The 12,376-nt window shown below is 56.5% G+C and carries 9 protein-coding genes; 4 read left to right on the plus strand and 5 right to left on the minus strand.

Going from position 1 to position 12,376, the window contains the following annotated elements; genetic code table 11:
* Window positions 1-14 precede the first annotated feature (14 nt).
* From LDN90_RS19165 to LDN90_RS19175, 3 genes are read right to left on the minus strand one after another with little or no spacing between them, the layout of a single operon-like run.
* Complete coding sequence (locus LDN90_RS19165) at window positions 15-869, minus strand: acyltransferase (RefSeq protein ID WP_223946709.1); 855 nt, start codon at window positions 867-869, stop codon at window positions 15-17.
* A complete protein-coding gene (locus LDN90_RS19170) occupies window positions 859-2,757 on the minus strand; it encodes a hypothetical protein (protein WP_223946710.1) in 1,899 nt (632 codons plus the stop codon). Before LDN90_RS19170 ends, LDN90_RS19165 begins: the two co-directional genes overlap by 11 nt.
* Window positions 2,757-4,781 (minus strand): CDP-glycerol glycerophosphotransferase family protein, encoded by a 2,025-nt coding sequence (locus LDN90_RS19175; protein ID WP_223946711.1) that lies wholly within the window; start codon window positions 4,779-4,781, stop codon window positions 2,757-2,759. Before LDN90_RS19175 ends, LDN90_RS19170 begins: the two co-directional genes overlap by 1 nt.
* A gap of 421 nt (window positions 4,782-5,202) precedes the next feature.
* Here LDN90_RS19175 and LDN90_RS19180 point away from each other — a divergent pair, with 421 nt between their 5' ends.
* Entirely contained in the window at window positions 5,203-5,388 is a 186-nt protein-coding gene (locus LDN90_RS19180) for a hypothetical protein (RefSeq protein WP_223946712.1), read from the plus strand.
* Window positions 5,389-5,837: 449 nt separating this feature from the next.
* Here LDN90_RS19180 and LDN90_RS19185 read toward each other — a convergent pair whose 3' ends face one another.
* Window positions 5,838-7,103 carry a hypothetical protein gene (locus tag LDN90_RS19185; protein WP_223946713.1) on the minus strand — a complete coding sequence of 422 codons (1,266 nt, stop codon included), beginning with the start codon at window positions 7,101-7,103 and terminating at the stop codon, window positions 5,838-5,840.
* A complete protein-coding gene (locus tag LDN90_RS19190) occupies window positions 7,103-7,294 on the minus strand; it encodes a hypothetical protein (RefSeq protein WP_223946714.1) in 192 nt (63 codons plus the stop codon). The genes LDN90_RS19185 and LDN90_RS19190 overlap by 1 nt, the downstream gene beginning before the upstream one ends.
* A 799-nt stretch (window positions 7,295-8,093) precedes the next feature.
* Here LDN90_RS19190 and LDN90_RS19195 point away from each other — a divergent pair.
* The 3 genes from LDN90_RS19195 (at window position 8,094) to LDN90_RS19205 (ending at window position 11,932) form a co-directional block, all read left to right on the plus strand.
* Window positions 8,094-9,623, plus strand: a complete 1,530-nt coding sequence (locus tag LDN90_RS19195; RefSeq protein ID WP_223946715.1) for a polysaccharide biosynthesis tyrosine autokinase — start codon at window positions 8,094-8,096, stop codon at window positions 9,621-9,623.
* Window positions 9,624-9,723: 100 nt separating this feature from the next.
* On the plus strand, window positions 9,724-10,809 hold the full coding sequence (locus tag LDN90_RS19200; protein ID WP_223946716.1) for a glycosyltransferase family 4 protein: 1,086 nt from the start codon (window positions 9,724-9,726) through the stop codon (window positions 10,807-10,809).
* A complete protein-coding gene (locus LDN90_RS19205; RefSeq protein WP_223946717.1) occupies window positions 10,787-11,932 on the plus strand; it encodes a polysaccharide pyruvyl transferase family protein in 1,146 nt (381 codons plus the stop codon). Before LDN90_RS19200 ends, LDN90_RS19205 begins: the two co-directional genes overlap by 23 nt.
* Window positions 11,933-12,376: the final 444 nt, after the last annotated feature.

A 12,376-nucleotide genomic window follows, 5' to 3' on the forward strand; every position in this document is an offset into this window, starting at 1 on the left:
AGGTTGGATGCTGATCAGATGAAGAAGCGGTTCTTCCGCTCAGTTCGATCCAACTCATGGCACCACTCAGCGCGCTCCAAACCTGAAGAGGCCGCATCCAAGGCGGCCTCCAGTTGGGGAACATCCAAAACATGCTGATCGCGTGTGTAGATGAAGTCGTCCTGTGCGTTCATCAAGCTCTGTTCGGTTTGCTCAGACGTGTAGGCATGTACCGAGGGCCGCGTCCAAAAAATGCCGCTGCCAACTATTCGTGCGGGGACGCCCGCTGCCGTTGCGTTTGCCGGCACGCTCTTGGTGACAACAGCTCGGGCCGCCAGAATGCTCCCAGAGCCGACACGTGCCCCCTTGAGCAGCATTGTGTCTTCGCCCAGCCACACATGGTCCCCTACCCAGATGGATGCGCTGGGATTGATTCGCTGGTGGTTACTCGCCGAATAGATCAGATGCGGATCCGCCGTTCGAAAGACTACCCGCGATGAAAACATGGCATCGCTGCCGATGATGATGTGTTTGCGTTCCGTTGGCAGGAACCGCGCTTCGGAAGTAAACGATGCTCCGGGGCCCAAGTAGAACACCGACTCATGGAAAACAGTGGCAAGTAACCGCAAATAGAGGGGCGAAGTGCGGACATGAATCACCGCGTTATTGCCCAGGAACCGAAGCCGAGAATTACGCAGCTTGGCTCCGTCCTCTACGTAGAGCACATTTCCAGTCCCCGCAAACTCGACTGAGGAATCGATAAATTCCGAATCGTGTGTCTGGTTGAGGTGAATCACGTTGTCCCGAACGGCGACGGCATCCTCGTAAGAGCGAATAATTTGGGTTTGCCCGAGTCTTCCGGAGCCAACGACGGAGTCGCTAGCTGACATTTACCGGCACCTCATGCGAGGAGGGCGCTTCATCCCCGATGGCAATAACACTTGAGGCCTTCCAGTCCACTGCTCCAAAGGTATCCACGGCTTCGTCAGCCGAACCGGCAGCATGAACCACGATCAACAGACGTTCGGCTTTGGCAGCGATGACGAATCTCAAGGCGAGCAGGTCCGCCATGGCCCAGCCATCCAGAGGCTCCACGACGGCAACATGCGAAGCCTTATGCTCGCCACGGTCAAGGGTCTCGCCGGTCACATCGATTTCGGCGTTGCTCACGAAGTGGACCTCCATCGTGTCGCCCTCGGTGTCTGCGCCGTAGCTGCGATACCGAAAACGGGCGAAACGGTCACCGTCCAGGACCACATACGTCTCTGGGTGCTTTGCACGGAGGCTCAGAGCAGATGCACTCATTGAGCGCTGCACTTCCTGGTTCGAACCGTGCATCAAAGAACCGGGCAGAGTGCCAGTCCACTGAGTTCCGTTGGCTTCGATCGCTACTACCGCTGAAAGATGCTGAATCGGATCGTAGGCCGGATAGAGCTGTTGTTTATCGGAAGTGAACTTCAGGAATTCGTAGGAATGCTCGGACATCGACTGCAGGAATCGGGTACGGCCCAGCCAGCCTTCAATGAACCAGTTGGCGCGGTTAATCTTGGAACCGGCAGAATCAACCCGAACCTGCACTTGAATGCCGTTCTCTTGGGGGAAAGAACGTATTTCATCGGCGCCAATGTCCCGATGCTGCTGACCGCCGCCCAGGAACCCGCGGATGATGCCTAGCATGGCGGGCAAGGCGGCCCTTGCCACATCAGAGTGGACACCATCGATGCGGTATTTCGTGAGGTTCGGAACGTCTTGAACAAGCTCGATGAGCGAGTGGTTGCTGAGTTCATCGGAGTTCGTATAGAAATAATCGATTCTTCGTTCCTCGGCGAAGTATTCGCGCAGGCTGTCCTCGGGCTGCTGCACGTCGTGGAGTGCACGGTTCCGGAACAGGTTGTCTCGAAAGAACGGTTTATTGAAGTAATAAGGCAAATTCATTTGAGGCACGGCTAGCAGGAGCTGGGCAGCCGGGAAGTCCCTTGCATAGTGGATGGCTATGCTGCCGCCTTTGGACGCTCCGAAGAACAGCATCTGTGCTGGGTCGATAGCGAAGCGGGTCCGCAGATCGTCGATGGTCTGCCAAACCCGGCCGTACAAAGGCCTGCCCGCGTTGTCCACCATCATGTACGAGCCTGCGGCAAGGTAGCGGTCCTGAAAGCACACCATCAGGGTGTCCTTCAGGTCTGCATTGCTAATAGCTTTGAGGTAGCTGACGGCGTACGAGATCCGTGAAGTTGACGGCCCGAATCCCGGGAAAGTTATGAAGAGCTTCTTGGGGTTGGTGGTGTTGCCCCGTAGCGAATAGTAGGTGTCCCCGTGCTGCTCCACGCCGTATTGGTGATCGTATTTCAGCTGCTGGGGAGTAGTGAAAGCACCGCGACCGATCTTCAGTTCATAGGGTGCGTCGATGTCCAAGGTAAATCGCTTCGGGTCCTTCGACGTGACGATGATGTTGCGATATTCAAGCGGGAATCCGCGAGCTGGGGGTTCTATCTTGTTCCCATAGACCACTTCGCCATCTTGGAGCAGTCTGAAACCCCTGCCCTTATGCACGTGCCACTTTGCAATAGTGAGTTTTGCAAAGTACGTTCCTTGCGGCAGGTTTTCGGACGCCAACCTGCGGATGCTGCTCTCCAGGCCTTTTGCGTTGATAAATCGCCGCGCTGGTCCGTTGGTTGAGGATGCCATCAGTTTGCGGGCGATGCCGGTGCCGGCTTGCGAGTAGGCAGCATCGACGGCGATTCCGGTGATAGTGCGTTTTATGGCTCGTATCTTTCTCACTAAAGACTCAGCATCCTCTCCACGATTTTGGCATTGATTCTTTGGGGGTCCACTCCCTGGAAGAAGCGTTCGCGACGGGCATTGAATAGTTCATGAGGCCGGAGGTACTGCTCATGGACGATGTGGTTGACCAGCTCTGCATGCTCCTCAAAGACCGGGCCCAAGCCATCATCGCGGTAGTCCACTCGGCCCTCGTAAGGTTGCTCATGGAAGAAGTCCGCTGCGTCCCAGTGGTAGTAGGCAATCGGCGTCCCAATGAACGCCGCATCCAGGACTGCCGAGCTGTAGTCGGTGAATACCATCTCTGCGGAGGCGATGGCTTCGCGATAGCTCAAATCAGTCCTGACGACGTTCCTGGAGAACCTGAATTGGCCGGCTCTCTTTTCCACGTTTGGATGGAGTTTTACGTGGAGAGTCCGGCCAGTTTCTTCGAGGAATGCCAGTAGCTTCGGATCCGCGAGGACAGCGTCGATTGCACGGAAGTACTCAGATTGGGCGAATTGTTCGGTGGACACTTGGTGCAGGTTGAAACGCCACGTTGGCATGAAGAGCAGGTGCTGTGGCTCATGTGGCGTTCTGGTCAGGGCCTCGAAGCGGGGCAGCCCTGAGTTCAAGGTCTCGACGGGAGCAAGCTTGCGCAGATAATCGGCTTCGAGTTGGCCGGTGGCAACGAACACGTCGAAGTATTTGGAGAGGATCCAGTCGGTCATATCGTTCAACTGGATGCCGTGTTGCAGATACACAAAGCGGGAGTTCGCGAACGACTTGCCTCGGTATCTGATGTTGTAAATCTGGGACGAAACCACCAGGTCCGAGATGAGGAATTTCTCGTAGAACTCAGTAGTGAAGATTGGGATCAGTTTGAAGCCCTTTGCTTGCAGCCTTTCCCAGTCCGGCGATTTTGGGTTCAACGCAAAGTACGCCTCTGTGTACTCCCCATGGTTCGCCCTGAAATATTCGTACAGGTGCTCAGCATTGTCGTCTGCCTGTAGCGGCCGATCAAAGAAGATCATGGTTGACAAGGGACTGATAGGTCGGCTATAGAAGTCGTAGCTGGCAGCCCGAGAATATCCCGGCCGTAGATCTCGCGGCCGGTAAGACTTCTCTATGACCACAGTGGCCCCACCGAAGTGCAATTCGTAGAGGGGCGGCTGGGCCCCTTCCGCGCGCTCCCCTTCGGTGAAGGATAAATATGAATCACTGTCGCTCAGCTGCTTGTAGAGATGGGTGTCGGATTCCGGATCGGACAACCAGCGAATCCAGGACGCCTCCACCGGCTGCAACGGTTCAACGAATCGGAGCATCTCGACCAGACCGTAGGAACGGACCACATCCCGGAGATTAGCCAGGGCAACCTGTGTCACCTTCCCAGCCCGCATCCCGCGAAGGAACAACGCAAGATATCGCACCAAGTGAAGTCGGACTTCCCTCGAAGCCGCTGGGATCAGTGGGACCAGCCGCGTGACGTCTTGCGCTATTTGCAGGCCAATGGCTGCTTTCGTGTCAGATGCGACTGAGAAGCCTGTAGCGAGAGGCTTTACCGTTCCGATGGACCAGTACAAACGGTAACTGAGATACAGGGCCGAGCGATCGACGTCGCCAATTGCTTCCAACGCATCCCTCAGCCGACGAGTGTTGAAAACAACACCGAAAACGTCAGTATCCCGGGCGTAGCGATACGCGTCATCGATTTTGGTGGCGGCCACGTTTTTGGAGATCACGCCTGTGTACATGACCGGCTCAGCGAGATAGACCGTGCGCGGACGTAGGTAATCCAACATGGTGGTCATGTAGGTGGGGGCAAGCTGATGCGACGTCCTCATGAACACTACGTATTTGGTTTCGACAATTTCACTAAGCCGTGTGATTTTCTCCGTTGTGAGAGGTTCATCAACCTGGAGTATCAAGAACTGCGCTTCATACCGCAGCCTTGCGGCGATGAGTCTCCGGTACATCACGGACTCTCGGTCAACACCTCCGGGGGCCTCGAGGACGATGGTGACCAGGTGGATTGAGTCGGGCATTTGAGTCCTAGGGAATCGATGGCACGGAAGATCCCTTGGGCGCAGATCCCTCATGCCTACTTGTAGTTCAGATACACAGTGCGGACTCAAGCAGGATCGTGACGCGGATTGCTGGATTTCTGGACCGGCATGGACCGTGGTCTGTCGTGGAAAAGAGCCCTCGCTAGCAGTTGCCAGCCAATCCAAGGAACACATGTCCTTCGCGCTGACCAAGAAACGACCGCGGCCGAGCGACCACGTCGCGGCGGGAAGGGTCCGCAGAAGACCGCACGGAGTGTGCTTCTCGGCTTCGGGCAACGGTGCTCGTGGCCTGCCGCATTCGCGGAGCCTAGATTTTCAATCTGGCCCAAACGTTCAAGCCGGGACCACCAAGATCGAGTCCGCATTCCCTGATGCGTCCACCCGGCCGCCGAAAACGGCAATGGGGGCGATGAACATCCTGGTCATGGGCAAGGCCAAGAGCCCGGACTGCGACCTGGATACCGAGGACACCGCAGCGACTGAACAGCGCAGGGACACGCTGAAGCGGGGCCCATATTCCTGCCGACCGGAAGAACGTGTTCGCGATTTACATCATGCCCGCTACCTGGGTGAACATCCCGGGTAAGAGTGAGGCCAAGAACAACGCAGCGATAGCCTCCGGTGGAGTTGCCCTGACAGTCCAGACTGTTGTGTCATGGCTGAAAGTGACCTTAACGCGGACTTCAATGGACTCTCGGACGGTGACGGTCAGGTCCATCGCGGGGAAGTAGCAGTCCCGGTGTTGGTCTCGGCTGTGAGGGTGGGTAGTGCCTCCGTCGTGTTTCCTTTGAGTAGTAAGGGCGCGCTACAGGAGGTGCTGTGTCACAGCTTCTGCACGTTGTGGCGGTCGCGCTCTGAGCGCTAACACGGCATCGTCCGCAATCCTCAATCCGAGGACAGGGCAAAGGCTAACACTGGATTGGTGGCAGGATCCGACGGGAGGCCACACCCGCGCGTGTGGCCTGCCGGCCTCAAGTTCTCCAGCGGCACGGCCCCTGCCGCATCGACTAATGCCTTTCCGCGACTCGATCACTCTCATTCATGACGGCTCGAGCTGGTGCGAGAGAGGCCGGGCTTTTCCGGTTCGATGAAGCGCCCTCCGTGGGCTACCCCGGACTGGTCTTGGGACGAGTGAGTGATAGCCCACGCTGCGAGTACAGCAGATACGGCCAACGTCAGGCCGCGGTTGTACCCCCATGTTGAGAACAAGACATCCCAAATGCCCTGTATTGCTACGAGAACTACCAACGGAGCCAACCGACCGTGGGCTTTGAAAATGGCGACGACAAACAGGCCAAATAGAAGTGCAGGCATAACCACCGCGAGAATGCCGCCCTCCGCCCAACCCTCAGCAAAGACTGAATGAAGGGACACCCTGCCATCTGCCCGAATCCACAGCCTCATGTAGTCATCGGGAACCATGCCCAAGGTGTATGCAATATCAGCGCCAACGCTCATCGTGTGGTTGTCGATGGCGTTGAGATTGCCCCAGCCGATCCAAGGGTGTTTCAGGATAGCTGCCAGTGACAGTGGCGGTTCCACGCGACCCGCGAGAATATCAGGTCCGTTGTCGCCCAATTGCTGCATTGTCCGGGCTTGGACGGCTTGACCAAACCAGCCTGCCGCGATTCCCATGGGCAGTACCTTGGAGAGCGCATAGAGGGCAACAGCCGCAATGGCGCCCTTGAACGCCTTACCAGCAGCGCCTCTGGTGTCACCTCGAACCAGGATAATGACAACCACGACGAAGCAAACCAACCCGTGAGATCTAAAGCCAAGGAAAAGACTCGAGCATCCGACGACGAACAGCGCCGTCAGCGGTATGATCCGCTGGTCAGTTCGTTCGCACAGAAACCAGACGATTGCGATTGCAACGTACGGGCCGAGGCCGTACTTCCAAAGATGTTCGAAGGTATCCGTGTTTGTGGGCCGGAAGATCAAGTAGAACATGGCGCTGCCGATGGAGACGTAAGCCAGCAGCTTCGCTGCCGTCGAGGCGTCTGATGTCATCTTGACCCCAGCGATCACGAACAGAAGCATGGCAGCATAGTGAAGAATGTTTCCGCTGACAGGCTCGTCTTGAAGGAAGGCGCTGAGCGTAAGCGCAACTATCCCGATTGCCGACCACCAAGCGATCGCTTTAGTTAGTTTCGGGAAGCCTGCTAGCGGCTTTACGAACAACATGGCCACCGCCGGGATAGCCGCCAAGGGAAAAGCGAACCCGTAAACGGGGCTGGCAACCATGGCCCCTACACCCGTGAAGCGCCTGACCCACGTCCGTGGTTGCTTCTCTTCTGGCACTATTGCTGCCCTCGGCCGATCAGGCCAGCTGCAACAATGCCCGTGACACCAAGAAGCAGGACTGCCAGCGCATTGCTGCCCGCACCGTTGTCCAGCCACCAGCCGACCAGCGACATTATGGTGGTGCCCAGTACAAACAGAATGACAATATTCCTTCGAGCCTGCGAGCCTGTCTCGCTGCGTCCGGACATAGGCCCCCCAGTTAAGTGTTTCCCCAAGCATACCGGGGGCCCATGAGACTTGGCTTAGTGCGCTCACGTAACAAAGCCCCTCCTCGGCGGGCGGGCGGACCTGTGCCGCTTTGTGGAGCCGTAGGCTATCGACCGGCTAGGTCGGCAAGGACAGTGCCCGCTGACCCGCGACGGACTTCGGCTCACCGTGGTGACGGCCTCCGTAGTGACGCTGCTTGCAGTGATCGACGCGTGGTCCGCAGGGCTTCTTGGATGCGCCAGGGCTTGATTGTCCCTCGTTGCCTGTTCCGGCGACGATGAGTGCGGCCTGAAGTCATTGGCGTCAACAACGAGGGAAAGATTGGTGACCAAAGATCACCCTCGAATTTCGAACACCATGGCGCGGTCTACAAAACGCATTGTCGGGTTTTTTCTTGGATGCCGAAACCCTCTCGGCGGGCTGGACAGTTGTCCAAGAATGCGTTTGGCGTGCCCACAAAACTACAGCAGGATGACAGGATCCTCCACACGACCGCCAAAGCCTCGGAGTCGTCAGACAAGGACCGTAGAGGCATTCGGCGCTGAGATGAAGTGTCTGGCTAGCGCGGAAATCGGACGGTGAGAGTTTGAATTGAGATCTTCATTCGCCATGGGCCTGCTTCAAGGGCAGCCATTGGCTTCACGTAACACTCTGTGATGCACCATTATCGAAGCGCGCGCCCTGGCCCCAACGGGTAGAATCATGGGGACCGCAGAAAAGTGCCGTTCTGGGAACGTGCCTTGCGGCAAGTTTTCACAATGCGAAATAGGGGGCCATGATTTGGATCTTCGCGATTACCTTCGAATCCTTCGCCGTAACTGGATGTTATTACTTGCCACGTCTCTAGCTGGACTAGCCGTTGGCGGAGGAGTCTCTGTAGCAGCAAAGCCCACCTATACTGCGCAAACACAACTGTTCGTTGCAATACAAAGTTCGGGGTCTGTTCAAGAATTGCAACAGGGGAACACCTTTAGTCAGGCACGGGTCCAGTCATACGTAAAGACCGTGGCCACTCCCGTGGTGTTACAACCTGCGATTGATGCGCTCGGCCTCGCAATAACCCCGCAAGAACTCAGTCAACGCGTAAAAGCCTCCTCTGACCTCAACACCGTCCTGATCACCATCGAGGCTTCAGACTCGTCGCCGGTGCAGGCAGCCGCAATTGCTCAGGCTATCTCCTCAAGCTTGGTGAACGCAGTCGATACACTCGAACGACCGAAAACCGGAGGAACTTCCCCTATCAGCCTTTCGGTCATTTCGCCGGCCGTAGCCCCGACATCTCCATCTGCCCCCAACACGAAACTCAATCTCGGCATTGGCGTGCTCGTGGGAGTCGCTTTTGGATTTGGCTTCGCGGCGCTTCGGTCTCTGCTAGACACGAGAATCAAGAGCGAGTCGGACCTGCGGGATGTGTGTGATGAGCCCCTGATAGGTGGCATAGCCTTTGAACCTGACGCCGCCGGAAAGCCCCTACTCACTCAGGCAGCCTTCCAGAGTCCGCGCGCCGAATCCTACCGGCAATTGAGAACAAACCTGCAGTTTGCGAATGTAGCAGGACATGCGAAGAGCTTCATTGTTACCTCGTCACTCCCAGGTGAGGGGAAGACCACCACGGCAATAAATCTTGCGATCGCGTTGGCCGAGGCTGGACAAAGTGTCTGTCTAATCGACGCCGACTTACGGCGGCCAATGGTCGCCGAGTATCTCGGCTTGGAGAGAAGTGCGGGCCTCACCACTGCGCTGGTAGGGTCGGCCGACGTGACTGACCTCCTTCAGCCTTGGGGACCAAATGACCTCTACGTGCTCACATCAGGTCAGATTCCTCCGAACCCGAGCGAACTTTTGGGTTCTAACGAAATGAAGGGCCTCGTTGAGCGCCTGGAGCAAGTCTTCGACACGCTGATTATCGATGCGCCACCTTTGCTCCCGGTAACAGATGCTGCCGTCCTGTCCCAACACGCCGGAGGCGTTGTTGTCGTTGTAAGTGCCCAAAAAACCCGTTCCCAAGATCTGGAAAAATCGCTAGGTGCGCTTCGTCTTGTTGAGGCGAATATTCTTGGCGTCGTCCTGAACCGCCTCCCGACCAAAGGCCCGGATGCGTACTCGTATTCGTACATGAACTACGGAAGCCACCGTCAACCGGATGGGGCCACCCAATCGCGGAGCGCCCAAGTATTCCCTTCTAATTCAGTCGCTGGCAAGGTTGTCCCCGCTTCCTCAGACTCGTGCGAACTGGAACAACAAGCAGACCAGTCGGAAGACTCCAACGGATCCCGAGCCGCGACACTCAGCCGGCAACTCGCCGAGTAGTGGCCATTCGCAAAGTTTCTTGTTAGACGGACCAAGACCCCACAATGCTCCAGGTCAGGGTTCTATCAGAAGTGGTGCGCGACAAGAAAGTGACTCCAATATGCCCGACGCACAGCAAGAACATTCCTTCACAGCCAAGACGCTCGTTATCGTGCCGTGGCTTGAAGGCGGCGGAGCCCAAGGTGCCCTAGAAGGAATCCTCCGGCAGCTTACCCCGACCAAGACGACACTGTTGATACTGTTCCGTGGGAATCGCAATCACGACTCTGCCAAACGACTTGCGGGTAGAACTATCGAACTTGATTTGCCGAGGAGTCCAATCGGAGTACTCGAGGCCGCCTTGCGCCTTCTACCGCACATCCGCAAAGCGGAAACAGTCTATTCGCTGATGAGGGGAAGCCACCTAGTGCTCGGCATGCTTCCGGTTCGACTGCTTAAACGTAAGAAGCTGGCCGCGACCTTCCACCAATTGCCATCTCAAGACGCTAAGGGAGCAATAGGACAACTAGAAGATGTCCTAGTCAGGCGAGGCATACGCCATGCCGGCTTGATCACAGCGCCCTCCACCCGCGCGGTTGAGGAGCTAATTGATGGAAACTACGGACCTGCGCAGGCAATCAAAGTTGAGCACAACATTATCAAACTGCCAGATGCCCCGCCGGTGAGACCTCGGGCCGGCATACTCGCTGAAGTTAGGCTCGTTTTCGCAGGTAGGCTCTCTAGGCAGAAAGGGCTCGACCGGCTTCCCGAGCTCTTGGCCAACGTAAAAATACCCGTGCATGTCAGATACCTGGGTGACGGGGAGGAACGGGAATCAATCGCTGACCTCCCAAACCGACTGAATGCAATGCATACGCTCGAACTGTTTCCCCATGTGGAAGACGTGGGGGCACATCTTGATTGGGCAGATGCGTTGTTCATGCCGAGCCGATGGGAACTCAACCCTTTGATCGTGTGGGAAGCACGAGCCCGAGGGAGAGCAACTATCGGAAGTCGCATTGCGGCTTTTCAAGACTTATCAAGCAGCGGACCCCTCTGGCTCTTCGACGACGCCGATGAGTTCAAAGGCATTCTCTCCACGCTCGCTGCACAACCCGACGTTCGCGTCATTGCCTTTCACCAGGCACTCGAATCATCACAGAACCTGAGTACGAGGAGTGCAATTGTCGACTATCTGGGAAACTAGCTCCCCAAAAGTTCTCCTGCTCCACGCATACAGTCCAAAAAACTCGGGCGACGGACTACTTGTCGAGCTAGCAAAAACAACAGTATTGCGCGCCTTGGGCAAAGCGGACTTCCGCGTCGTTGCCTCCGAGGCCGAAGCATTCGACGGGCCGGGATACATCCAATGGCGGGCTCGACTGCTGGGAGAGTCAAGAGGCATGTTTCGCAGACTGGCTATGCTGGCCACTGGTCTCTTTGGAGCGTGCAGAGAAATCACTGAATTAGCGAACGAAGCAGATTTGATTGTCGCTGTCGGAGGAGGATACCTCCGCGGCGGTAGCTTCGGCCCAGCCGTCAAGAGTTGGGGCGCTCACTATGGACAGCTGAAGTTGGCCGCCAAACACGGTCACAAGACAATCTACCTTTCGCAGAGCATTGGACCCTTCCGCGGACCCTACAAGCGCTCGATTGCACGTCAGTTGAACAAAATCACAACCGTCTGCGTTCGCGACGACAGATCTGTTGCGGAATTCGCAAATGTAGCATCTATCTCAAGGATGCCTGACCTAGCAGTCCTCGAACTAGCCAGGCAACCGCTTGAGGCCCAGCAGAATGGCCTGATTGCGGAACGGCCAGTTCTTGTTGCCCGTGAGATCTCCAAACCACGGAATTACTATGAGTTCCTGAATGAGGCAAGTCAATCGAAGCAATTCGAATGGGCCCTCCAGTCCACTGGGGGAGGAAACGATGATCTCCCTCTTACTCAGCGGCTCGGAGGCAGCACTCCACGCCCCATGGCCAAAATTCTGGCCGGTTCTGAGCCAAGGATAGTCGTTAGCACGAGACTACACGGGGCCCTCTCGTCCCTAATTGCCGGCTTCCCGGCAATCCACCTTAGCTATGAGCGGAAGGGCTGGGGCGCCTACGAAGATATCGGCTTGGGCGACTACGTACTTAATGCACGCGACGCAACAATGGCCCAAGTTACGGCTCTGATGGAACGCATTCGCACGGACCCGGAGGAGTTCTGGAGTCGTATTCGAGCAAAGCAGGCAGAGATCCGCACCGTTGAAGCTCGCCTCCTGGACTCAATTAAATCGATTGTTGCCGGAACCACCTCACGCTCCTCGGACCATTTCAATTAGTCTCTGAGCCGAAACACGGGATAGCTAATGAAAATTCTGCATGTGACAGAAGCCATGGGAGGAGGTGTCCAGAATGCGATATCTAAATATGCACAAATGTTATATTCGGATCAGCACGTCGTGTTCGGGCGACCTCGCTCCGGAGAATCAGCAGGCGAGTTTTCGGCCAACACTCGCGTCGTCGAGTACAGTGGTCCACTCGTCAAATACCTACTCGAGATTCGCCAAATGATAAAGAGGGAAAGACCCGACATTGTTCATGTCCATTCAAGTTTAGCCGGACTCGCACGCGTCTTGGCGCCTTCAACAAGCCCAATAGTGTACTCGCCGCACTGCTATGCATTCGAGCGACGGGATAAACCGCAAGCGTGGCTGACTGCCCTACGATTGGCGGAACGAGCTCTTGCTATGCGAAGACAAACGCTTGTGGCTGTTAGCCCGCAT

It is taken from the genome of Arthrobacter sp. NtRootA1, from assembly GCF_019976975.1.
Classification (GTDB): domain Bacteria; phylum Actinomycetota; class Actinomycetes; order Actinomycetales; family Micrococcaceae; genus Arthrobacter; species Arthrobacter aromaticivorans.

What these genes read in the sequence shown, in the direction of transcription:
- LDN90_RS19165 (WP_223946709.1), bottom strand. Translation starts at nt 869, where the DNA reads ATGTCAGCTAGCGACTCCGTCGTTGGCTCCGGAAGACTCGGGCAAACC.
- LDN90_RS19175 (WP_223946711.1), bottom strand. Translation starts at nt 4,781, where the DNA reads ATGCCCGACTCAATCCACCTGGTCACCATCGTCCTCGAGGCCCCCGGA.
- LDN90_RS19180 (WP_223946712.1), top strand. Translation starts at nt 5,203, where the DNA reads ATGGGGGCGATGAACATCCTGGTCATGGGCAAGGCCAAGAGCCCGGAC.
- LDN90_RS19190 (WP_223946714.1), bottom strand. Translation starts at nt 7,294, where the DNA reads ATGTCCGGACGCAGCGAGACAGGCTCGCAGGCTCGAAGGAATATTGTC.
- LDN90_RS19200 (WP_223946716.1), top strand. Translation starts at nt 9,724, where the DNA reads ATGCCCGACGCACAGCAAGAACATTCCTTCACAGCCAAGACGCTCGTT.